21 protein-coding genes and 1 pseudogene are annotated in these 23,296 nt (G+C 60.1%); 14 read left to right on the top strand and 8 right to left on the bottom strand.

What is annotated here, in order from left to right; genetic code table 11:
* Window positions 1-117: 117 nt before the first annotated feature.
* From IF654_RS05865 to nhaA, 4 genes and pseudogenes are all read left to right on the top strand, one after another.
* Window positions 118-276, top strand: a pseudogene (locus IF654_RS05865) (short chain dehydrogenase); the annotation flags it as partial.
* A gap of 59 nt (window positions 277-335) precedes the next feature.
* Complete coding sequence (locus IF654_RS05860; protein WP_047278684.1) at window positions 336-1,007, top strand: COG3650 family protein; 672 nt, start codon at window positions 336-338, stop codon at window positions 1,005-1,007.
* Window positions 1,008-1,123: 116 nt separating this feature from the next.
* On the top strand, window positions 1,124-2,734 hold the full coding sequence (locus IF654_RS05855; protein WP_047274074.1) for an NAD(P)/FAD-dependent oxidoreductase: 1,611 nt from the start codon (window positions 1,124-1,126) through the stop codon (window positions 2,732-2,734).
* Window positions 2,735-3,026: 292 nt separating this feature from the next.
* Window positions 3,027-4,208, top strand: coding sequence for a Na+/H+ antiporter NhaA (gene nhaA, locus IF654_RS05850; protein ID WP_047274072.1), 1,182 nt, complete (start codon window positions 3,027-3,029; stop codon window positions 4,206-4,208).
* A gap of 111 nt (window positions 4,209-4,319) precedes the next feature.
* On the opposite strand, the gene IF654_RS05845 is transcribed toward nhaA, so the two are convergent.
* Window positions 4,320-4,784 carry an outer membrane lipoprotein gene (locus IF654_RS05845; RefSeq protein WP_047274071.1) on the bottom strand — a complete coding sequence of 155 codons (465 nt, stop codon included), beginning with the start codon at window positions 4,782-4,784 and terminating at the stop codon, window positions 4,320-4,322.
* A gap of 186 nt (window positions 4,785-4,970) precedes the next feature.
* Between IF654_RS05845 and IF654_RS05840 the strand changes: the two genes are divergently transcribed.
* Window positions 4,971-5,252, top strand: a complete 282-nt coding sequence (locus IF654_RS05840; protein WP_047274068.1) for a hypothetical protein — start codon at window positions 4,971-4,973, stop codon at window positions 5,250-5,252.
* On the opposite strand, the gene pdxH is transcribed toward IF654_RS05840, so the two are convergent.
* The 5 genes from pdxH to dinG all read right to left on the bottom strand — a co-directional run bounded on the left by pdxH (window position 5,200) and on the right by dinG (window position 13,185).
* Entirely contained in the window at window positions 5,200-5,847 is a 648-nt protein-coding gene (gene pdxH, locus IF654_RS05835; protein ID WP_047274067.1) for a pyridoxamine 5'-phosphate oxidase, read from the bottom strand. The two genes, IF654_RS05840 and pdxH, sit on opposite strands and share 53 nt — an antisense overlap.
* Window positions 5,848-5,872: 25 nt before the next feature.
* Entirely contained in the window at window positions 5,873-6,991 is a 1,119-nt protein-coding gene (locus IF654_RS05830; protein WP_047274065.1) for an OmpA family protein, read from the bottom strand.
* 109 nt (window positions 6,992-7,100) lie between these two features.
* Entirely contained in the window at window positions 7,101-8,246 is a 1,146-nt protein-coding gene (locus IF654_RS05825; protein WP_047274063.1) for a serine hydrolase domain-containing protein, read from the bottom strand.
* Window positions 8,247-8,593: 347 nt separating this feature from the next.
* A complete protein-coding gene (locus IF654_RS05820) occupies window positions 8,594-10,945 on the bottom strand; it encodes a beta-galactosidase (protein ID WP_194862677.1) in 2,352 nt (783 codons plus the stop codon).
* A 95-nt stretch (window positions 10,946-11,040) separates the two neighbouring features.
* Entirely contained in the window at window positions 11,041-13,185 is a 2,145-nt protein-coding gene (dinG, locus tag IF654_RS05815; protein WP_047278693.1) for an ATP-dependent DNA helicase DinG, read from the bottom strand.
* 97 nt (window positions 13,186-13,282) lie between these two features.
* Between dinG and IF654_RS05810 the strand changes: the two genes are divergently transcribed.
* Complete coding sequence (locus IF654_RS05810; protein WP_047274057.1) at window positions 13,283-13,747, top strand: CopD family protein; 465 nt, start codon at window positions 13,283-13,285, stop codon at window positions 13,745-13,747.
* 82 nt (window positions 13,748-13,829) lie between these two features.
* Here IF654_RS05810 and IF654_RS05805 read toward each other — a convergent pair whose 3' ends face one another.
* The gene (locus IF654_RS05805) at window positions 13,830-14,588 is read right to left on the bottom strand and encodes a hypothetical protein (RefSeq protein ID WP_047280094.1); all 759 of its coding nucleotides are present in this window, start codon (window positions 14,586-14,588) and stop codon (window positions 13,830-13,832) included.
* Window positions 14,581-14,859 (bottom strand): DUF1145 domain-containing protein, encoded by a 279-nt coding sequence (locus IF654_RS05800; protein WP_047274054.1) that lies wholly within the window; start codon window positions 14,857-14,859, stop codon window positions 14,581-14,583. Before IF654_RS05800 ends, IF654_RS05805 begins: the two co-directional genes overlap by 8 nt.
* Before the next feature lie 230 nt (window positions 14,860-15,089).
* On the opposite strand from IF654_RS05800, the gene IF654_RS05795 reads away from it, so the two are divergent.
* The 8 genes from IF654_RS05795 to IF654_RS05760 all read left to right on the top strand — a co-directional run bounded on the left by IF654_RS05795 (window position 15,090) and on the right by IF654_RS05760 (window position 23,176).
* Window positions 15,090-15,587, top strand: coding sequence for a DUF6231 family protein (locus IF654_RS05795; RefSeq protein ID WP_047280092.1), 498 nt, complete (start codon window positions 15,090-15,092; stop codon window positions 15,585-15,587).
* 4 nt (window positions 15,588-15,591) lie between these two features.
* Complete coding sequence (locus IF654_RS05790) at window positions 15,592-16,068, top strand: YchJ family protein (protein ID WP_094987363.1); 477 nt, start codon at window positions 15,592-15,594, stop codon at window positions 16,066-16,068.
* A gap of 32 nt (window positions 16,069-16,100) precedes the next feature.
* Window positions 16,101-16,586 carry an LEA/WHy family protein gene (locus IF654_RS05785; RefSeq protein WP_047274048.1) on the top strand — a complete coding sequence of 162 codons (486 nt, stop codon included), beginning with the start codon at window positions 16,101-16,103 and terminating at the stop codon, window positions 16,584-16,586.
* A 7-nt stretch (window positions 16,587-16,593) separates the two neighbouring features.
* Window positions 16,594-16,806 carry an SEC-C metal-binding domain-containing protein gene (locus IF654_RS05780; RefSeq protein ID WP_080960307.1) on the top strand — a complete coding sequence of 71 codons (213 nt, stop codon included), beginning with the start codon at window positions 16,594-16,596 and terminating at the stop codon, window positions 16,804-16,806.
* 204 nt (window positions 16,807-17,010) lie between these two features.
* Window positions 17,011-17,652 carry a glutathione S-transferase N-terminal domain-containing protein gene (locus IF654_RS05775; protein WP_047278705.1) on the top strand — a complete coding sequence of 214 codons (642 nt, stop codon included), beginning with the start codon at window positions 17,011-17,013 and terminating at the stop codon, window positions 17,650-17,652.
* A 276-nt stretch (window positions 17,653-17,928) separates the two neighbouring features.
* The gene (locus tag IF654_RS05770; RefSeq protein ID WP_194862678.1) at window positions 17,929-20,373 is read left to right on the top strand and encodes a penicillin acylase family protein; all 2,445 of its coding nucleotides are present in this window, start codon (window positions 17,929-17,931) and stop codon (window positions 20,371-20,373) included.
* Window positions 20,374-20,504: 131 nt separating this feature from the next.
* Window positions 20,505-21,524 carry a ligase-associated DNA damage response exonuclease gene (locus IF654_RS05765; RefSeq protein WP_047280089.1) on the top strand — a complete coding sequence of 340 codons (1,020 nt, stop codon included), beginning with the start codon at window positions 20,505-20,507 and terminating at the stop codon, window positions 21,522-21,524.
* Window positions 21,521-23,176 carry an ATP-dependent DNA ligase gene (locus IF654_RS05760; protein WP_083334124.1) on the top strand — a complete coding sequence of 552 codons (1,656 nt, stop codon included), beginning with the start codon at window positions 21,521-21,523 and terminating at the stop codon, window positions 23,174-23,176. Before IF654_RS05765 ends, IF654_RS05760 begins: the two co-directional genes overlap by 4 nt.
* The last annotated feature ends 120 nt before the right edge of the window (window positions 23,177-23,296 follow it).

The raw sequence follows: 23,296 nt of genomic DNA, 5'->3' as shown, positions 1-23,296 counted from the left end.
TAAAAAGTGGTGTATTCAAGAGCAGTGCCACCCAATAAATCCCTGTTCAGAAGGGGTCATCTGCCAAGCCCCCCCTCTACCGTGTCAAGGCGGTTCCGCAAAAGCCGCCGCTATCAACGTGTGAACTCGGTCAGCCCCACCGTACTGGAAGAAGCCATGGATCATTACGCTCCTTTCTTCCGCGGGTTCAAACCGGTTCCGGCCGCGGAGGTGGCACTGGCCTACGCAAAAAGTGTTGAAGGTTTGCACACCGGCCAGACCTATCAGGTCGGCTAAACACTTGTGATGGCAGGCGAGCCTGAGTAACGTGGCGGCACTTGTCAGGAGACCCGAAGATGCGTGCTGCCCGTTCCTTAGTTTTAGTCGCCCTGCTCCCCGTATTCGCGGGCTGCCAATTGTTCAACAGCAAACCCGTGGACAGCCATGCGGGTTTGTCGCGTCTGCAAGGCCAGTTGGTTTCGACCAACGGTGAGCTGGTCTTCCAGCCCTGTGTCGGACAACAGCGTTACGTGGTGCGTGACAGCGAAAACACCACGCTCGTACAAGATGCCGCAGACATGCCCATCAAGCCCGAGGCCCTGTTCGCGGACATTCGCGGCCAATTTATCGCCAGCAAAACCGCCGGTTCGAATGGCGAGGTCAACGTCAAACAGCTCTATCGTCTTGAGCGCAGCAGTACGGCCTGCCAAGACCCGAACTTCAAGCAATTGACCGTGCATGCCAACGGCAACGGCCCGGCGTGGGAAGTCCGTGCGGGCAGTAAGGGCCTGGAGTTGACCCGTGAAGGCCAACCGCCCCTGGCGCTGCCGTATGTGGAAGAGCAAGTCGGTGACGGGCGCTTTTACCTGTCCACCGAAGCCAACCACCAACGCATTGAGCTGTGGGTGGCCCCGCAACGTTGCACCGACAGTGTTAATGGCAGCGTGCAACATTTAGGCGCCGAGCTGCGGGTCAACGGGCAGGTGCAGCGCGGTTGCGGCTATTTCGGTGGCGCGCGCAACGACTAATCGACGACTGTTACTGAACATTGCCGTTTAAGCCTGACGGATTTACCCCGAAGCAGCCTATAATCGCCGGTCTATGGCTGCCGGGGTAAACCTGGCCCCAATACTGGACCACCGTCATGTTACGAATTACCGAACTCAAGTTGCCAATCGACCATCCCGAAGAAGACCTGCGCCCTGCCATCGTGCAGCGCCTGGGCATCGCCGATGATGACCTGCTCGATTTCACCTTGTTCAAGCGCAGCTACGACGCGCGCAAAAAAACCTCCGAACTGTGCTTTATCTACACCATCGACCTGTCGGTGCGTGATGAAGCGCCGTTGCTGCTCAAATTTGCCGATGACCGCAACGTCAACCCTGCACCGGACGTCAGCTACAAGGTAGTCGGTCAGGCCCCACAGGATCTGAGCGAACGCCCGATTGTGGTCGGCTTCGGTCCGTGCGGCATTTTTGCTGGCCTGTTGCTGGCTCAGATGGGGTTCAAGCCCATCATTCTTGAGCGTGGCCCGGAAGTGCGTCAGCGCACTAAAGACACATGGGGACTGTGGCGTAAAAACGTGCTGAACCCCGAATCCAACGTGCAGTTTGGTGAGGGCGGTGCCGGTACGTTCTCTGATGGCAAACTGTACAGCCAGATCAAAGACCCGCAGCACCACGGCCGTAAAGTGCTGCACGAGTTCGTGAAAGCCGGTGCGCCTGAAGAAATTCTCTACGTCAGCAAGCCGCATATCGGGACGTTCCGTCTGACGGGCGTCGTGGAAAACATGCGTCAGCAGATCGAGGCCTTGGGTGGCGAAGTCCGCTTCCAGCAGCGCGTAACCGACGTGTTGATCGACAACGGCCAATTGACCGGCGTGATACTGGCCGATGGCGAGCAATTGAACGCACGCCACGTCATCATGGCGCTGGGCCACAGTGCCCGTGACACCTTCCGTATGCTGCACGGACGCGGTGTGTACATGGAAGCCAAGCCGTTCTCGGTCGGTTTCCGCATCGAACACCCGCAATCGCTGATCGACAGCGCACGACTGGGCAAATATGCCGGGCACCCGAAGCTGGGTGCAGCCGACTATAAACTGGTGCACCACGCCAAAAACGGGCGTTCGGTGTACAGCTTCTGCATGTGCCCTGGCGGTACGGTCGTGGCAGCCACCAGCGAACCTGGCCGTGTGGTGACCAACGGCATGAGCCAGTACTCGCGTAACGAACGCAATGCCAACTCTGGCATCGTGGTCGGCATCACCCCCGAAGACTACCCGGGCGGACCATTGGCCGGTATCGAGCTGCAGGAGCGCCTCGAAGCCCACGCGTACGTGCTGGGCGGCAGCACGTACGAAGCACCGGCACAGCTGGTTGGCGATTTTATTGCCGGCAAACCCTCCACCGCGCTGGGCAGCGTCGAACCGTCGTACAAGCCGGGCGTTTCGCTGGGTGACCTGGCGCTGGCCTTGCCGGATTACGCCATCGAAGCCATCCGCGAAGCCTTGCCAGCGTTCGAGAAGCAAATCAAAGGCTTCTCGATGCATGACGCGATCCTGACCGGGATCGAGACTCGCACCTCATCGCCCTTGCGCATGACCCGCGACGCCTCGATGCAAAGCCTGAACGTCAAAGGCCTGTACCCGGCAGGTGAAGGCGCCGGTTATGCAGGCGGCATTCTGTCGGCAGGCGTGGACGGTATCCGCATCGCTGAAGCGGTCGCCCGCGATTTGCTGGGCATCGACGCTTAAACCAGGCATGGCTCGCACAGGACTGCCCGACCGTTCTGCGCGAGCCATCAAAAACAAGGGGCCCTGCGACCCTATCGCCGCCTGGCGATAGCATTTTCCTTCAACTGTTTGAGCCCTTTTCCTCGGGCTTTTACGGCTAATTCGCGACTCACTTTGATACACAACTGCTAGGCTTTTGAGCGGTGTGATTTCGCGCGCCGGCTTATAACAAAAAAGAATATAGTTTTTGTTTTAACAACTAACCTCTCAGGTTAGGGTGTTGCACCCTTTCACTCACCGATGGAGAGCGACCTTGCCTCTGCGTAGCACTTTCACTCGTTTCTTTCAGTTGGAAGCTGCCAGCGGTCTGCTGTTGATTGCCGCAGCCGCTCTGGCTTTGATCATTAACAACTCACCGCTTTCACACTTCTACACCGCCTTTCTGGACGCGCCCGTGGCCGTGCAAATCGGCGCCCTGCAAATTGCCAAACCTTCGCTGCTGTGGATCAACGACGGCCTCATGGCGTTGTTTTTCCTGCTGATCGGCCTGGAAGTCAAACGCGAGCTGCTGGAAGGCCAGTTGTCCAAGCCATCGCAGGTGGTGCTGCCCGGTGCCGCAGCGATTGGTGGCATGGTGGTGCCCGCGCTGATCTACTGGTTCATCAACAAGGACTACCCGGATGCGCTGGGCGGCTGGGCAATTCCCATGGCCACCGACATCGCGTTCGCGCTGGGTGTCCTGGCGCTGCTGGGCAAGCGGGTTCCGGTGTCGCTCAAGCTGTTCTTGATGACGCTGGCGATCATCGATGACTTGGGCGCGATTGTGGTGATTGCCCTGTTCTACTCCAGCGAACTGTCGGGCCTGTCCCTGATTCTGGCCGCTGCGTGCCTGCTGGTGCTCATCCTCATGAACCGCATGGGCGTGGTGAAGGTCGCGCCGTACATGATTGTCGGCCTGATTCTGTGGGTGTGTGTGCTCAAAAGCGGCGTTCACGCCACGCTGGCGGGCGTCACACTGGCGTTCTGCATCCCGTTGCGCACCAAGAACTCCGAGCCCTCGCCGCTCATGACCATTGAGCATGCATTGCACCCGTGGGTGGCATACGGGATCTTGCCGTTGTTTGCCTTCGCCAATGCGGGCGTGTCGTTGGCGGGCATTACTCTGCACAACTTCGTCAGCCACGTGCCAATGGGGATTGCCGCAGGCTTGCTGATCGGTAAAACCGTGGGTGTATTCGGCCTGACCTGGATCGCCATCAAAACCGGCATGGCAGCGCTGCCAGCAGGCGCAAACTGGGGGCAAGTGTTTGGCGTGGCCATCCTGTGTGGCATCGGCTTCACCATGAGCCTGTTTGTTGGCTCTCTGGCGTTTGTGGCCGGCAGCAGTGAGTACGTCGGCATGGACCGCATGGGGATCCTCACCGGTTCGATCCTGGCAGCGTTGATCGGTTATGCCGTGACCGCCATGGCGAGCCGCAAACCGACAGCCATCTGATCTGCATCAGCCGTTGCTGCCTGAGGCCCAACGCCTCAGGTAGCCTCCGGGCAGACACAAAAAAACCCCGGCCAGTTCGCCCTGGCCGGGGTTTTGTTTTGGCGCCGGGTCTTAGTGTGCTACGCGGCTGGTGCCATCAACGGTCATGATGCGCACGCGCTCACCGGTACGGAATATCTCGTTCGGCTGAACCTGTTGCACATAGGCACGGGTGCTGCCGTCGTCTTCACGGACAGTGATTTCAACACCCTGGGTTTTGGTCAGGCCCGATTCAGCAGCCGACCCCAGCAGACCACCTGCAACTGCGCCAATCACAGCTGTCACGATACTGCCGCGACCGCCACCAATGGCGCTACCGCCCACCCCGCCCACAACAGCACCGGTTGCGGCGCCGATCGGGGTTTTGGTGCCTTCAATTTGTACCGGACGCAGGGCAACAATGGTGCCCATGCGGACTGTCTGCACGCGACGCGCTTCTTCACGCGAGTAAGAGTCGCCGGTCAAGTTGGAGGTGCAGCCGCCCAACAGGACTGTCATGGTAGAAAAAGCAGCAATTAACAGTACGGACTTACGCATTAGATCAACTCCAAAAGATCAGGGATTCATTAAACTCCGCTGCCACCACCCTGTCACGGCCGTGTGCGGAAAAACTGGCCTTTATTCAGCGGCTGTACAGCCAGATAAATGCCTTCAATCAGGTCGAAACGTCAAGCAAGGGTAGCGGGTAATCCTTCGTCACGCTGCGTTCATCACAGGACAGATATGGACTATTTCATCATTTTCATCACCACAGCCGCCGGCCTGTATTTCCACTGGTGGCTGTATGTGCGCATCAAACGCTGGATGGACAGGGATCTGGCGTTGTCGCTGGCAGGTGACGATCCGGCCCGCAGGGCGTTTATGGTGCAACGTCTGGAAGAGGCTCGCCAGCAGAAGATCAAACGCCGCGACTTGCCCCAATGGTTGCAGGCCGCGGCGTCCGAATATGCCGTCAGGGCGCCAGACGCTCGCGCGCCCAGTCAGTCCCGCACAGCCGATAGTTGAGGCGGTCATGCAAGCGGCTGGGACGGCCTTGCCAAAACTCGATGCGCTCAGGTAACAACCTGAAACCGCCCCAATGCTCAGGGCAATGGGGCTGCGTATCCGTGAAACGCTCCTGTGTGACACGAAGCAGTTCGGTCAGTTCTTCACGCCCTGAAATGACCTGGCTTTGCGGCGACGCCCACGCCCCGATGCGGCTGCCCAGCGGACGAACCTGGTAGTAAGCGTCCGACTCTTCAGGCGTCACTTTGACCACACGCCCTTCAATGCGCACCTGACGCTCCAGGGTGGGCCAGAAAAACGTCATCGCCGCAAAAGGGCGTGCCGCCAGTTGCTGGCCCTTGGCACTGGTGTAATTAGTGAAGAACGTAAAACCTTGTGCATCCAGCCCTTTGAGCAGCAGCACCCGGCAATGCGGACGCCCGTCTTCATCCACCGTTGCCAGGGTCATGGCATTGGCTTCAACCGGCGGTTGCTCGGTTTTAACCGCGTCTGCAAACCATTGATGAAACAGCGCGAAAGGCTCCGCCGGGGCCTGAGCCTCGGCGAGTCCGTCACGGGTGTAGTCGCGTCGCATATCTGCCAGCGCTTGAGTCATGCCGCCCTCCCGTTCATCAAACCAATCAGTTTTTGGCTTGAGTGTTGCTCACGTCCTTTTTGGCTGCGGCGGTTTTGGCAACCACGGCTTTCTTGGCCGGAGCAGCTTTGACCGCTTTTTTGGCCGGGGCGGACTTCTTGGCTACAACGGCTTTTTTCGCCGGGGCCGCCGCTTTTTTAGCGGTGACGGCTTTGGAAGGCGCAACGGCGGGCTGTACCGCGACCAGTTCAGCAGGCGACAGGGCGGGCTGGCTGTATTTGCTGACCAGCGCCAGCATGGTGTTTTGTGGTGTCATCAGGATTTCGACACGGCGGTTCAATGCACGACCTTCGTTGCTGTCGTTGGCCGCACGCGGCATCACCGAACCCATGCCACGCAAGGTCAGGCGGTTAGCCTGCAAGCCGCTCATGCGGAAAATCGCCGCCACCGAACGCGCACGGTCGAGGCTCAATTTGGTGTTGGCAGCCATTGCGCCCGTGGTGTCAGCGTGGCCGAGCACCAAAACAGCGGTTTTCGGATCACCTTCAACCACTTTGGCGACGCGGGTGAACGGACCGAGCATGGACGGCTTCAACAAGTCCGGGCGCGTTGGTTTGAACGCACTGTCCGCAGACGCCACGATCACCAGCAGGCTTTCACGACGTTCAAGTTGCAGGTTGGTGTCTTTAATCGCTGCACGCAGGCGTGGCTCATATTCGTCCAGCCAGGCCTGGGTCACTTTAGGGTCAGGCATCGGCACGACATGAGCTGCAACCGGCTTGGCGTCTTTAGCAGTGCCACCAAACGGCCACCACCAGTTTTTCTCGGTGCTTGACGCTGGAGCAGCGGCGACCGTTTTTTCTTTAGCGACGGGTTCGTCTTTCTTCGCGCGGTCCGAACCAAAAGGCCACCAGCTGGAATCGCTGTCTTTTTTGGCCTCGGTCGCGGCCGGAGCCGTTTTGGCGACAACAGGCTCAGCCTTCTTTTTGTCTGCCGGCTTGGCTGCCGGGGCATCGGCTTTGTCAGCCGGGGTTGGCGCTGCGGCTTGATCGGATGAGCCCAGCTGCCACCATTTGTGGCCGCCTTCAGCGTCATTTTGTGGAGTTTGTGCGCAACCTGTGATTGCCAGACAGAGGGCCAGAGCAAGGGTCTTATTAGATGACATTGAATATCCACACAATGAATTAGAAATAATTGGACGCGATATACGTATAAAAAAGCGTATTAAGCGCATTAAAGCCACAGGCATCCGACCTACGGCCTACAAAACAGTCTTACAAACAGGTTGCTAATACCCGCACCAGCTTTTGCGCACGGGGATCCATCAAGACATAGGGCCCCAGCGTGTTGGTGACAAACCCAAACGCCACATCCCGTTCCGGGTCAGCAAACCCGATGGAACCGCCCGCTCCTGGGTGGCCAAAGGCCTTAGCGCCCAGACCAAACGTCGCGTTCGCCACTTGCGGCTGATCCAGCATGCAACCCAGTCCAAAGCGTGTTTGGGTGCGCAGGGTTTTGTCTTCCCCAACGCTGTGCTCGCGGGTCAACTCGGCGAGCATTTCGGACTCCAGCAACTGGCCGTCCAGTAATCCGTTGTAAAAGCCGGCGAGGCTGCGGGCATTGCCATGGCCATTGGCCGCAGGTTGCTCCATACGACGCCATTGCGGCTTATTGGTGCTGGTCATAATAGACGGTGGATTGGTAAATGCCCGGGTGCTCATGGACGTGGGCTCGTTCATCATCGCCTTTAGCAAGCGCTGGGCAGAGGCATCACCCACCGTGCCTTTGCTGCGAGCGATGTGCGCGACCCGGTAAAACTCGTCATCCGCCAACCCGACGTGGAAATCCAGCCCCAGCGGCAGTGCCGTACGGGCCATGATCGATTGACCCGGGCTGCGCCCATCGGCGCGGCGTATCAATTCGCCCAGCAGCCAGCCATACGTGATGGCGGCATAGCCATGACCTTCACCCGGCGTCCACCACGGCGCTTCAGCCGCCAGCGCGTCCACCATGGTTTGCCACTCATACAGCGCCTCAGGCGGCATAGGCTCACGCAACGCAGGCAAGCCTGCCCGGTGACTCAGCAGGTGACGCAAGGTGATGGACTCTTTACCGGCGGCGGCAAATTCCGGCCAATAACGCACGACCGGAGCATCCAGCGCCAGCTTGCCCTCTTCCACCAGTTGCAAGGCCGTCACGGCAGTGAAGGTTTTGGTACAGGAAAACAGATTGGCGATGGTATCGGTGTGCCATGCCTGTTCACCGTCTTTATCCGCCGTACCGCCCCACAGGTCTATGACCGTTTCACCGCCGACCTGAATACACAGTGCGGCGCCACGCTCTTGGGGATCGTTGAAAAGCTCGGCAAATGCTTCACGCACCGCCTCGAACTTGAGGTCGTGAAAACCCTGAATCTGCACCCGCCCCTCCTGGATCACGCATGGCTCTACAAGGCGTGCATTGTTCCAGTCCCGATCAAATTTTGAAACACACTAAACGGATCTAAACGCACAATTTTTGAGCATTCAAAAATCGAGGCTGAAGGTAAACGCATCAAGGTGGATTTTTTGTGAAAACACCACACGCCCGGGCAAGGCTAGAGCGAACCTGCCCTTAACAGGCAAGCTCGCTTGCGTCAGTGTTACAGCGCTGCGGCTACCGCCCTGGCCAATGCTTGCACCCGCTGATCCGAGAGAACATGCCCGCCCAGGGTATTGGTCACAAAGGCAACCGTTACGTCACGTTCTCCGTCGGCAACCCAGGTCACTCAGTGCCCTTGCCCCGAATGCCCGCCCGCATGGCCCGCACCCGAGCCGCCCTCGCTGCCCTCCTGAGGGGCGTGACGCGGTGCTTTGACGTCATTTTTAGCGTCAGCTTGTGCCTTGGCGGCTTCTTGGCCGAGTTGATCCAACGCTTGTAAATTGGCTTTGCGCACGCTTTCAACAAACCCGGTAAACGGTAAGTCGGTAATGCCGACCATCCCGAAATGACCATTTTCGCCATCCAGCAACCGCCCGGTCACGGGTTGGTCCAGGTACTGGAACCAGTGCACACCGACAATCGACGGCTCTGACACCGCCTGTTTGAGGAATTTGCTGTACGCCGGGCCACGCGCCTCTTCGTTGGCCACTTCGGTCACGCCGCCCCAGAACGGGCCGCGATCACGGGAGCCAAAGTTGAACTCGGTGATCATCACCGGCTTGTCGAGTTCTCGCAGTTTGGCGAAGTCATAGCCGTCCTGCGGTTGCAGGGTGTAGAAGTTGAAGCTCAGCACATCGCAATACTGCGCGCAGGACGCTACCGCTTCAGGGGTGCTGACGGCAAACCGGCCACCCAGCAGCAAATGGTTGGGGGCATGCCACTTGAGCGAGTCAGAGATGGTCTTGAAGTAGTTGTCGGCAAATACTTTCTGGAAGTATTGATAGTCGACTTCGATTTCCGGGTGCTCAGGGTTGGGCAACGGCGCTTCGAATCCCGGGTCTTCAAGCAGCTCCCAGGCCGGGATGTCGACACCCCAGGCTTTGGAAAGGCCTTGCTGGTTACGGTATTTGTCCCGCAGTTGCTTGAGGAACGCGCGCTTGGCAGGCACATCGGTGGTCAGGCGCAGCGTGCCGAAAGCCAGTGCGTAACGGCTTTTTGCATCGGTGCCGGGGCCCGCCCACGCCAACTCATTGTCGGCAAAATACCCGATCAGCCACGGATCATCGCGGTGATCTCGGGCGGCGATGGCAACTGCGCGCTCGGTGGCCATGGCAAAGCGCGGGTCAAACGGGTCAGGCATGCCGCCCCACCAATCGGAGCCGGTGCTGATGCTGGCGTAATCGCCCACGATCGACAGCGGTAAGGTGTATGGCACACGCTTGCTCTCGGCCAGCACCGGGTCGCTCCAGTTGCCGATGGTGTTAAAGCCCCAGGCTTGCAGGCGATCCAGCGTGTGGGCTTGCCAGCGCTGTGCATCAAAGGCTTCGGGGGCACACGGGGTCACCGCTTCAGCGCTTTGTGCCGCGTTGCCGGTGGTGCAGGGCTGACCATAAAGACGTTGCAGGTTGGCGCCATAAAAGTTGTACCAGCGCCCCGCGTCAAAGGCTCGCCCGCGGCTGGCGCCGTTGTCGCTGTTATGGTCCGAGCTGCCGTAATAGGCATGCAATGGCTCGCCCTTTTTAGGGAGTGCGCTGAACATCCATTCGCGGCCCGCCACGTAGGTTTGGCTGTCACGGGCGGTCACGGCATTCAGGCCCAAGGAATAAAACGGATGCCCTTGCGGGGTGATCAGGTTCCAGCGCCCGTCACGTTTTTCGGTGCGGAAAAAGCCCGAGGCTTCGAAGGGTGCGCCCTGGATCCAGCCTCCGTATTTATCCTGATCGCCGCGCTTGGCCAGCCAGCCCTTGAGTTGCTGGTGTTCCCGGGCGGCTGCGGCCTTGAGCTGCTCGTCATTGGCCACACGTTCGGGCCATCGGGCGCGAGTCGACTGTCCATATTCGTCCACAATCGAGCTGTAGACCGCTTTGATCACCCCGTCGCCGTCTTGCACACCAAAGCGCTCCAGCAAGATGCTTTGCGCTGCGTTGGGCTGCGGGACCGACAGCGTTACCGACACCACCTGGCTCAGGTCAATTTCGCCTTGGCTGGCAGCCAGCAAGATGCGCTGACCGTCGAGGGTCATCGGCATCGGCGGCCCGGCGCGCATTCCCTGACTGTGCGGGGTATTGGCCTTCAACGGCAGTAATAGCGTCTGTGCCGGGCCTGCCGGGAGGGCGACGCGGCTGGTCAACGTTTTGCCGTTGCTGCTTTGCAGGGTGACGTCGAGGGTCAGCGCCCAGTTCATGGCGTTTTGAATACGTAACGTCATCATGCCCGACTGCGACCAGTCCCAAACACCGGTCTGGGGCTTGAGTATCAGGCTCGGGGCTGTCGCCGGGTTGAAGGTCACACGACGCAACACCTCACCTTCGGCCGTTTGTTCCGCGTTGTACTGCGGCAAATACGCATCCACGGTCGCCACCTGCACCACATCGGCGGGGCGAACGAAGTTAAACAACGTTTGTTGTCCGGCAGGCGCCGCCAGTAGCGGGGTCGAAACCAACAACGCAAAAACAGCAGACAGGGAACGGCGAATCATAGGAATGTGGTTCTCCCTAACGACCGAAAAACGGTCTGTGAGGTGGTAAAAGTCAAAGCATAGACAGCAAAGTCGGCGAGATCGCCGACTTGCACTCAAGAAATTTCGCGCCGGAAAGGGGGCAAGGCATTCAGGATCGCCTTGCCATAGCGCTGGGTGACCAGGCGCCGGTCCAGCAAGGTGATGGTGCCGCGATCCTGCTCGGTGCGCAGCAGACGACCGCAGGCCTGCACCAGTTTGAGCGACGCGTCGGGAACGGATATTTCCATGAACGGGTTGCCGCCACGGGCTTCGATCCACTCCGCCAGCGCGGCCTCGACGGGGTCGTCAGGCACCGAGAACGGTATTTTAGCGATCACCACGTGCTCGCAGTACGCGCCGGGCAAGTCCACACCTTCGGCAAAGCTGGCCAGCCCGAACAACACGCTGGAGTCGCCACCATCCACCCGGGCCTTGTGTTTATTGAGGGTTTCCTGCTTGGACAAGTTGCCCTGGATGAACACCTGCTTGCGCCAATCACGCTCCAGACCGTCGAACACGTCCTGCATCTGTTTGCGCGACGAGAACAGCACCAGCGTGCCCTTGGACCCCTCAACCAGACCCGGCAGGTCACGAATGATCGCCGCCGTGTGCGCCATCGCGTCCCGTGGGTCGGCTTTAAGGTCGGGCACCCGCAGCACGCCCGCGTCGGCGTGGTGGAACGGGCTGGGGACGACGGCCGTCACCGCCTTTTTCGGCAACCCGGCACGCATGCGAAAACGATCGAAGGTGCCCAAAGCCGTAAGCGTGGCCGACGTGACCAACGCGCCATAGGCAACGTTCCACAAGTTACGGCGCAGCATTTCTGCCGCCAGAATCGGGCTGGCATTGACCTCGATATCAAACAGCGAACCGCTTTCAGCCAAGGTCAGCCAACGGGCCATGGGCGGGTTGTCTTCCGGGTCTTCGGTGGTAAAGGCGGTCCACAATTCCCAGTTGCCCTGGGCACGGGACAGCAAGCTGCCAAACAGCGGATACCACTCTTCGGCCTGATTGCTGGTGATGCCGATATTGACCTCACCGTCCATGCCGTCTTTGAGAATTTCAGTCAGCCGGGTAAACAAGTCTGTAAGGCGCGAGAACCCTTTTTTCAGTTCGATGCCCATTTCCCGCATGTGATCGGGAATAAGCCCACCGACAAATCGGTGCCGCGGGCGCTCGCGCCCTTCCGGTTCTTCACCGACCTTGAAGTCAGCGATCTGCTCGCACGTGGTGAACATGAACTGCTGCTGCGCCTTGATCTCCTTCGCAAGCTCCGGCACTTGCTCCAGCAAACGGCCCAGGTCACCCGGCAGCGGGTGTTGCGCCAGTAGTTTGGTGAGGTTCTTGGCGGTTTGCTCCAGCCAGTCGGCGGTGGAACGCAGGCGCGTGTAATGAGCAAAGTGGCCGATGGCCTTGTCCGGCAGGTGATGACCTTCGTCGAACACATACAAGGTGTCACGCGGATCGGGCAATACGGCGCCGCCGCCCAGCGCCAGGTCGGCCAGCACCATGTCGTGGTTGGTGACGATCACGTCTACCTTGCCCATGCCTTCGCGGGCTTTATAGAAGGCGCATTGGCCAAAATTCGGGCAATGGCGGTTGGTGCATTGGCTGTGGTCGGTGGTCAGGCGAGCCCAGTCCTGGTCTTCCAGCGCCTGGGGCCAGCTGTCACGGTCGCCATCCCACTTATTGCCTGCCAGTTTCTCGATCATGCTGGTAAACAGCTTCTGGCTGGCTTCATCGACCTCGATCTTGAACCCTTCTTCTTCGAACAACTGGGCTGTCGCGGTTTGCGCGTGGCCTTCTTGCAGCAGCATGTCGAGTTTGGACAAGCACATGTAGCGCCCACGGCCTTTGGCCAGCGCGAAGCTGAAATTCAGCCCGCTGTTGCGCATCAGGTCGGGGAGGTCTTTGTAAACAATTTGCTCCTGCAGCGCGACGGTGGCGGTGGCAATCACCAGCCGCTTGCCTGCGGCCTTGGCCGTTGGAATGGCCGCCAGGCTATAGGCCACGGTCTTACCGGTGCCGGTGCCTGCTTCGACCGCCACCACGGCCGGTTCGCCGCTGCGATGGCCTTCTTCGTCGGTGTCGATGTCGCCGAGCACCTTGGCCACTTCAGCGATCATCAATCGCTGGCCATAGCGGGGCTTGAGGCTTTTGGCTTCGAGAAAACGCGAGTAGGCGCCCTGGATCTGGGATTTGAGTTCGTTACTAATCATGGTTCTTCGGGCGCGAGAAACGCTGGATAAATTTTCAGTGGTTCGAATGGCCGCTATCATACCCCGCTAATTCATCCCGCGCCGAACGGAGTACCTCATGACCGCCTTTGCCCTTGCCTATACCCTGCATGTTTTGGCCGCCCTGATCTGGGTGGGCGGGATGTTTTTTGCCTGGATGATCCTGCGCCCGGCCAGCGTGGCCGCCCTGGAAGGCCCGGCCAGGTTGAAATTATGGGTTCAGGTATTCCCACGGTTTTTTATCTGGGTATGGTTCGCCGTGCTGATTTTGCCGATAAGCGGCATTGGCCTGCTACAGATGCGCTTTAACGGGTTTGAGACCGCGCCGCGTTATGTGCAGGTCATGATGGGGTTGTACATCGTGATGGTGGCGCTGTTCATTCGTATCCAGTCGTTACAACTACCGGAGTTGCGCAAGGCGGTCGAGGCTGAACAGTGGGCGGCCGGAGCGGCGGCCTTGGGGCGGATTCGTCGTCTGGTGGGCTGTAACTTGATCGTCGGGCTGGCAGTGGTGGCCATTGCGGCGGCACGCCCCCTGTTGTAAAGCCTTGAGCAGTGACAGGACGACGCATTGGTCGTCCTGTCACCGCTCGCAGCCTTCGCAACAGGCGTTTTTACAGGAAGGGTTACAAACGCTGGATGGTGACGGCGCCAGCAGAACCGGTTTCACCGGGTTCCCCGGCCAGCCCTGGCTTGCCTGACTTTGCACCGTCGGTGCGGTATACCAAGCATCCCTTGGATTTGCCGCCAGACCCCGCACGCCCTGCTGCGCCGGGCTTACCACCCGCGCCGCCGTCCACACGCACCTTAATCAGGTCATCGGGAAAGTCTCGCGGCAGCTCAACCCGAACCTGCGCGCCAGCAGCGCCTTGCTGACCGTTGCCACCGTTTTGCCCATTGTGGCCTGCGCTCGCGGAACCCCACGTGCAACCCGGCGCGTCACCGTTGCCGCCATCCAACCCGACAAAACCCGGCGCACCGGTTCCGCCACGGGCATCGACCGACAGCTCATTGGCTTGCAGGGCATCAAAACGCAGGGTCAGGTCACGCGCCGGTCGCGCCGGTTTTTCGTAGGTGCCCGCCGCGCCGCGGGCGTTGATCTGACTGCCTTCTTCCAAGTTGGCGTAAGCGGCGTGCAACTCAATGGCACGTTCAGCCGGGACGATGGTGATGCGCGCCTCACGCCCCAAATGCAGTTGGTCAATCTTGACCTGAGTCACACCGGGCGGGATCAGCAACGTGCCGTAGTCCGCCACGTCCAGCTGTTCGAGTTGCAAAACGCTGGTATTGGCGGGTAAACGCATCAGCGTGTTGGGATCAACCTTGACCGATTCGGCATGGACAAACGGGCTGCACAGGGCGACCAATAAACCTAACTTACGCATGGTGAGCGCCTTGTTCAGAAGTAGAGCGAAGGGTTTGCAGGTGAAAAATGCCAACCAGAAGGATATGCAGGCGATCACGCCAAGGATTGGGGCGGTCTTTGATACTGCCGTTGAACAGTAGCAGTTCAAGCAAGTGGGTCAGCAGCAGCAAACTGCCAGCGAGGTTGACCAACACATCAAACGGGTTAATCAACGGATTGAACACATTGATCACCACAACCACCCAGAACATAAGGGTCAAGACCTTCCCCAGCCCCCAAAGCACCTTCATAGCTCCCCCTGATCGTTATGTTTTTTCTTTGGATGCACCTTAACGGGTGGCAGGACAGCTGCGCCAGAGGTCCCGACAAAAATACCTGCACGCCTCATTCAGATAACTGAGGCCGCTTACGCCTGCTGAAGCTCAGTCCGGTGTACGTCCCTTTCGCCTTGCTTGAGCTGACCCACTAGGCCGCAGGGTCAGGGCAGGCTAGTCTTGGGCGCTTAGACAGAGGACTTGAGATGAACGCCGGCATTTCCACCCGCACGCCCCAGCAAGCGTTGGCAGCCTTGCTTGATCGTTACGCCCCACAGCGCCTGCTGGTGGTCGGCGCCAGTCAATTTCCGGCGCTGCACGCCTTTCAACAGGCCCACCCTGACGCCCGGATCTCACGGGCCGCCCCCGGCGCGCTTCCCGAAGACTTGGCAGGCCAACGCTTTGATTTAGCCCTGGTGGTGGATTGCCTTGAGCACATGCCCAAAAAAGCCGGGCTTGAATTGCTGGGCGGGATTCGCAACCTGAACGCCAGCCGTCTCGCGGTACTCGCGGATCTGACGGCATGCGACTGGAAAGAAACGGACTTTTTCGCTTTAGCCCTACAAAACAACGAGAGCTTTCAGCGTGACGACCAGATACTGACGCTGTTCACCTATGATCTACGCGAGTACAAAGACGTGCCCGACTGGCTGAATGCCAGGTTCTGGGCCAACCCGGAAAACTTTGGCAAGTATTGGTGGTAACACGATGAGCACATCTATTTGCCCGTGTGGCAGCGGCAACCTGCTCGACGCCTGCTGCGGGCATTATCACGCGGGGACAGTGGCCCCAAGCGCCGAAACCCTTATGCGCTCACGCTACAGCGCCTATGTGCTGGGGCAGGTGGATTATCTGGTGGCCACTACACTCCCGGTGCAGCAAGCCGGTCTGGACTGTGAGTCGATGAAGAGCTGGAGCGCGCAAAGTACCTGGCTCGGGTTAGAGGTTGAACACAGTGAAGTGTTTGGTGGTCAACCTGAACATGCGTTCGTCACCTTTACCGCGCGCTGGCATGACGCCAACGGCGAACACAGTCATCGGGAAAAGTCTTCATTCGTACAAAGTGCCGGTCGCTGGTACTTCATTGATCCAACCGTGCCGCTCAAAATGGGGCGCAATGACCCCTGCCCTTGCGCCAGCGGTTTCAAATTCAAAAAATGCTGCGCCGGCTATTTCGCCCAATAAGCTGAACTGACGTGGCTGATAAGGAGCAAGGAATGGATGTTCGGGCACTTATTAAACACACCGCCGCCCTGTTACTGATAGCGGGCCTGTCGGGGTGTGCCTCGTGGTTTGAGTCCTCGGACAAAGACCCCGAGGTGCGTCTGGAACGCGTCGAACTGGTTCAGGCCAAACTGCTGGAGCAGCGCTTCAAGCTGCATTTCAGGGTCAATAACCTCAACGATTCGACCCTCACAGTGCGCGGCATCAGCTACAAAGTGTATTTGGGGCCGGTTCTGTTGACCGAAGGCGAACACAGCCAATGGTTCAGCGTCGACCCCAACGGCACTGCCGAGTACATCGTTCCCGTGCGCACCAATATGTGGCAACACATCAAACCCCTGGTCAAATTGCTGGAGTCGCCCGACCAGCCCATCCCTTATCGGCTTGAAGGTACGCTGGAGACCGGTCTGTTCTACGGTAACGACGTGCACGTGATGCGCAAAGGCGAGATAATCCCCGGCGATTTTATTCCAGAGTGATTGAGCAATGACCCAACAACCCCACGTTCACGGCCCGGACTGCAACCACGATCATGACCAGCATGATCACGCCCATGACCACGGCAACGGCCACGTGCATGGCCCGAACTGCGGTCACGCCCATCAGGAGCCTGTGCGCAATGCGTTGAAAGACGTTGGCCGCAACGATCCTTGCCCGTGTGGCAGCAGCAAAAAATTCAAAAAGTGTCACGGCGCCTGATCCTGTCAAAAGCGCCCGACCAGCGCCGCATCTGCCTTCGGGCCGGTGCGGCGTTTGTGTTTTTATCGCCTGAAAGTTGCGACCAGATCCTGCGAGGGCACGTTTCCCCTTCACAACAGAAGGCGTAAAACTGACAACTGCGAGTGAACTGCTACCTTTGCCGGGCATCAGTTTCAACGTGAACATTCCCTTCTGGAGCCCTTCATGATCGATCTTTACTACTGGACCACCCCAAACGGCCACAAGGTTTCACTGTTTCTCGAAGAAGCTGGCCTGCCGTACAAGGTCCACCCGATCAACATCAGTAAAAATGAACAGTTCGCGCCCGCCTTCCTGAAAATCTCACCGAACAATCGCATTCCGGCCATCGTCGATAACACCCCGGCGGACGGCGGTGAGCCGCTGTCGCTGTTCGAATCGGGCGCCATCCTGCTGTACCTGGCCGAAAAAACCGGTCAGTTCCTGCCCAAGGATTTACGAGGTCGGCAAATGGCCCTGCAGTGGCTGTTCTGGCAAATGGGCGGGCTGGGGCCGATGGCGGGGCAAAACCATCACTTCAATCGTTTTGCGCCCGAGAAAATCCCCTACGCGATCAAGCGCTATACCGACGAAACGGCCCGCCTCTACGGCGTATTGAACAAGCAGCTGGAAGGCCGGCAGTTCGTAGCAGGTGACGAGTACAGCATCGCGGACATGGCGATTTACCCGTGGATCGTACCGCACGCCTGGCAAGGCCAGAATCTGGATGACTTCCCGGCGCTGAAAAGCTGGTTTGCCCGGGTCAAGGCCCGCCCGGCCACCGAACGGGCTTACGCACTGGTGGCCAAGATCAACCCGCCGCAGTAAACACGCCTCACCGCTGCAAGCGTCATAACGCTGGCGCTGCAGGCCGATCACGCGAGGCGGCGAGTCGCGCCTCGCGCCGTTCGGTCTCGATCAGACGGCACTCGCCCATTCACGCGGCTCTCGCCCTGCTATGCCCTGCAAATCCTCAACGCTCAGTCTGCGTGAATCGGCGGCCTGCAGCGCCTTGGCTTTTCGCCAGATAGCCCTTGCGTGCCCCCGTGCGCGTCACTAACGTAGCGCCTTTCGTTGACATCCCCCCTTCGCAGGAGCTTTGCCATGGCCTCGCCAGCCTTCATTCATTTTTTACCCCGGTTCGGCGTTGCCGCGGCAGTGGTCGGCGTGTTGAGCCTGACCGGTTGCCAGATGAACAACCACGCCTCACAAAGCCTTGTGCCGACGTCGGGTGTGCAACCGCTCAAAGGGCTGGCGCAGAACGTGTCGGTGCGCCGTAACGCGCAAGGCATGCCGCTGATTGAAAGCAGCAGTTTCCATGACGCGCTGTTCACCCTGGGCTATGTTCACGCCAGCGACCGCATCAGCCAAATGGTGCGCCTGCGCTTGCTCGCTCAGGGCCGTCTGGCCGAGCTGGACGGCGCCGATGCCCTGCCCACCGACCGCCTGATGCGCAGCATCAACCTGAAGAAAAACGCCGGTGAGCTGTACAAAAGTGCATCGCCGCGCCTGAAAAAACTCTTTGAAGTGTATGCGCGGGGCGTCAACGCTTACCTGTTCCGCTACCGCGACAAGTTGCCCGAAGATTTGGCCCGGGCAGGCTACAAGGCCGAGTACTGGAAACCCGAAGATTCGGCCCTGGTGTACAGCCTGCTGAGCTTCGGCATGTCGACCAACCTGCAAGAAGAGTTGAATGCGCTGGTGCTGGCGCAGAAAGTGGGCAGCGACAAACTGGCCTGGCTGATGCCGACCTACCCCGGGGAAGCGTTGCCCACCAGCGAGGCCGACAAGCTCAAGGGCTTGAACCTTGGCACTCAGTTACAAGGGCTGGACAGCGTGACGCAAGCCCTTGAACAGGTCACGCACATGAGTCTGCCGGGGGTGACGGCGTCCAGTGACTGGGCGATTGGCCCGGCACGTAGCCGTTCGGGCAAAAGCCTGTTGGCCAACGACATTCATCAGCCCATCGGCATCCCTTCGGCTTGGAGCTACGTGCAAATCCGCGCGCCCAAGTACCAGGCTGCAGGGGCCACGATTGCCGGGCTGCCGACCCTGTTTGCCGGTTTCAACGGCAACGTGGCGTGGGGCATGAGCATGGCCATGGGCGACAATCAGGACGTGTTTGTCGAGAAGCTCAAGCGCGAGGGCAATCGTCTGTATTACCTGTCCAACGGCAAATGGTTGCCCGCCAGCGTGCGCAACGAAACGTTCTTCATTAAGGGGCAGCGCCCGGTACGTGAGGCGGTGTATGAAACCCGCCACGGGCCGTTGCTCAACAACCCGCTCAACAGTCACTTGGGCCTGGCCCTGCAACTGCCGGACTTCAAGGGTGACAGCACGCTGGATGCGTTTTTCAACCTGTCCCGGGCGCAAACCAGCGAAGCCGCCTCCGACGCCAGCCGTGAAATCCGCTCGGTCGCGCTCAATTTGCTATATGCCGACGCCCGGCACATTGGCTGGCAAGTGACCGGTCTGTACCCCAACCGCCGCGAAGGGCTGGGCCTGATCCCGTCGCCGGGCTGGGACAGTCGCTACGACTGGGACGGTTATGCCGACGCCATGCTGCACCCTTACGATCAAGACCCGGCTCAGGGCTGGCTCGGCACGGCCAACCAGCGCACGGCGGCCTTTGGCTACGGCATGCAACTGTCTAACTCGTGGCTGTCGCCCGAACGCAGCGAGCGCCTCGCGCAATTGGCTGGCAGCGGCAAACAGGACGCGCGCAGCCTGATCGCCATGCAGTACGACCAGGTCACCCTGTTCGCCCCCAAACTCAAGGCCATGCTCACCGCTCCCGGTATGGCGCAGCCCCTGAAACAAGCCATTGCTGCGCTGCCCGCTGCCGAGCAGTCCAAAGCCCGCGAGGCCCTGAGCCGGTTGCTGGCCTTTGACGGCAAGCTCAATGCGACCTCCGCCGACGCGGCGCTGTATGAATTGTTCCTGCAGGCCAGTACGCAAGTGACGTTCCTCGACGCCCTTGGCCCCGAAAACAGCGCCAGCTGGAAGGCGTTTATCAGCAACGGCAACCTGTCGTACTCGGCTCAGGCCGATCACTTGCTGAGCCGCGAAGACAGCCCGTTCTGGAGTGACGCCCGCAATGGGCAACAGCGCGACAAACCGGCCGTCTTGGCCCGCAGCCTGGTGGCGGCCGTCGAGGCGGGTGAACGCCTGATGGGCAGCGATCACAAGGCCTGGCAATGGGGCACGTTGCACCATTACGTGTGGCGCAATGCCCAAGGCCAGACCGTGCGCGGGCCGATTGCGGCGGGCGGGGATCACACCACGCTGAACATGGCCGCGTATCGCCTGGGGGATTCGAACTTCGACACCACGCTGATCCCGGCCATGCGCATGATCGTCGATTTCGGGCAAACCGAGCCGATGATGGCGCAGAACAGCAGCGGGCAATCCAGCAACCCGGCCAGCCCGCATTACGCCGACGGCATCGATCCGTGGCTCAAAGGGCAGTACGTGAGCTTCCCGATGCAACCGCAACATTTCGACAAGGTGTACGGCAACACCCGCCTGACGCTGACACCGGGCAGGTAACCCCCTCAGACTGCCGCGCAGGGCGCGTTCATAGAACTCACCTTGCGCGGCCGTGTCAGCCCCGCACCTTTTTCGAACTTCCCGCCCTGCCCTCGCCTCCTACATAACAAGCCCATTGCCACGGCATGCCCATGGACCTTGTTATCGCGCGACCTGAAGGTTTGTACTGCCCGCCCGGGGATTTTTATATCGACCCGTGGCGCCCTGTCGAACGCTCGGTGATTACCCACGGCCATGGCGACCATGCGCGCACGGGCAACACCCATTACCTGGCCGCCGAACCTGGCGCGGGCATCTTGCGTGCACGGCTTGGCCAAGACATCAGCCTGCAAACCCTGGCCTACGGTCAGCCCCTGAAACACCACGGCGTCACCCTCAGCTTTCACCCGGCGGGCCATGTGCTGGGCTCGGCGCAGGTTCGGCTGGCGTACAAAGGTGAAGTGTGGGTGGCCTCCGGGGATTACAAAGTGGAGCCCGACGGCACCTGCGCGCCGTTCGAGCCCGTGCGCTGTCACACGTTCATCACTGAATCGACCTTCGGCGTGCCCATTTACCGCTGGCAGCCGCAAGCGCAGATTTTTGCCGAAATCAATCAGTGGTGGCGTGCCAATCAGCGCGTGGGCAAAGCCAGCGTGCTGTTCTGTTATGCCTTCGGCAAAGCGCAGCGCATTTTGCACGGGATCGACGCCAGTATCGGCCCGATCGTGACCCACGGGTCGGTGGAGCCGCTGAACCGGGTGTACCGCGACGCGGGCATTTACATCCCCGAAACCCTGTACGCCGGGGACCTCAAAAAGACCGACCCCTTGCTACGACAGGCCTTGATCCTCGCGCCTCCCTCTTCGGGCGGCAGCACCTGGATGCGCCGCTTTGGCGATTACAGCGATGCCTTCGCCAGCGGCTGGATGCGCCTGCGCGGCCCGAGGCGACGTCGGGGGGTGGACCGCGGATTTATTCTGTCCGACCACGCCGACTGGCCCGGATTGTTGTGGGCCATCGAGCAGACCGGCGCCGAACGGGTCATGGTGACCCATGGCTCGATCGGCACGCTGGTGCGGTTTCTGCGGGAAAAGGGCCTGGATGCCCAAGGGTTTGTCACCGAATACGGCGATGACGAAGAAGCAACGCCCCCGCCGGAGCCCGCCTCATGAAGGCCTTCGCGCAGCTCTATGGTCGACTCGACGCCACCACCTCCAGCAACGCCAAACTGGCCGCGCTGCAAGACTATTTCAGCCAGGCCCAGCCCGCCGATGCCGCCTGGGCGGTGTACTTTTTGGCAGGCGGACGCCCACGCCAACTGGTGCCCAGCCGTGTATTGCGCGAGATTGGCATGCAACAGGCCGCCCTGCCTGAATGGTTGTTTGAAGAAAGCTACCAAGCCGTCGGCGATCTGGCCGAAACCCTGTCGCTGCTGTTGCCTGAATCCCTGCACAGCAGCGAGGCCGGGCTCGCTGACTGGATTGAGCATCATCTGTTACCGCTGCGCGGAGCGTCGCCAGAAGACTTGGCGCAGCGCCTCCCGGCCCTGTGGGCGCAACTCGATCAACAAAGCCTGATGGTCTGCATCAAGTTGATTACCGGCAGTTTCCGCGTGGGCGTCTCCAAACTGCTGGTGACCCGCGCCCTCGCGGCCCTGGCCGGGGTCGACAGCAAGCGCGTGGCCCAGCGGCTGGTGGGTTATACCGAGTTGTCGCGCAAGCCTTCTGCGGCCGACTACCTGAAACTGATCGCCGAACCGTCAGCCGATGAACACGCGCAACGGGGCGGGCAACCTTATCCGTTCTTTCTCGCGCACCCGCTGCAACTGCCGGTCGAGCAATTCGAGGCCCAGCTGGGCCCACCTACCGAGTGGCAAGTGGAATGGAAATGGGATGGTATCCGCGCCCAACTGGTCAAACGCGACGGGCAAGTATGGCTGTGGTCGCGGGGCGAAGAGTTAATCAGCGAACGCTTCCCGGAGCTGCTGGAAATGGGCGCTGCCCTCCCGGACGGGAGCGTCATCGATGGCGAAATCGTGGTCTGGAATCACGCACCGCAAATCGGTCCCCGCGTGCAGCCATTCGCCTTGTTGCAGCAACGTATTGGCCGCAAGACGCTGAGTAAAAAGATCCTTCAAGAGATCCCGGTGGTGCTGCTTGCCTACGACCTGTTGGAGTGGCAAGGCCAGGATTGGCGCCAGCACCCGCAACACTACCGGCGGGCGCAACTGGAAGCCGCCGTGGATCAGGCCAACCAGCCCGCGTTGCAGCTATCCCCCCTATTGCAAGGGCGCGACTGGTCGGACTTGGCACAACAACGCACCGCGTCTCGGGCCTTGGGCGTGGAAGGGATGATGCTCAAAGCGCGCACGGCGCACTACGGCGTCGGGCGCACCAAGGACGTGGGCGTGTGGTGGAAATGGAAAGTCGACCCGTTCAGTGTCGACGCCGTGCTCATCTACGCCCAACGCGGGCATGGTCGGCGTGCCAGCCTCTACAGCGATTACACCTTTGCCGTATGGGACGGACCGCCGGAAAAATCGGATCGTCAATTGGTGCCCTTCGCCAAGGCTTATTCAGGGTTAACCGACGAAGAAATGCGCAAAGTCGACGCGATCGTGCGTAAGACCACTGTCGAGAAGTTCGGCCCGGTCAGCAGTGTGACCCCCAGCCTGGTGTTCGAGCTGGGGTTTGAAGGCATTGCTCTGTCAAAACGCCATAAAAGCGGGATCGCCGTGCGCTTTCCGCGCATGTTGCGTTGGCGACAGGACAAACCCGTGGCTGAGGCCGACAGCCTTGAAACCCTGCAAGCCTTGCTGGGCTAAAGGCCAACGCCTGTGCGGGAAACGCGGTAGGGGTGCTTTTCGCGAGCCAGCATCGCTGCCATTATTCGGACCTGTGTGACCTCATTGGCCGGAACGCTGCAGGCTGGCGCTCCCTGACCT

It is taken from the genome of Pseudomonas lundensis (assembly GCF_015377145.2).
GTDB classification, from domain to species: Bacteria; Pseudomonadota; Gammaproteobacteria; order Pseudomonadales; family Pseudomonadaceae; genus Aquipseudomonas; species Aquipseudomonas lundensis.
This window is presented reverse-complemented; position numbering and strand designations above follow the sequence as displayed.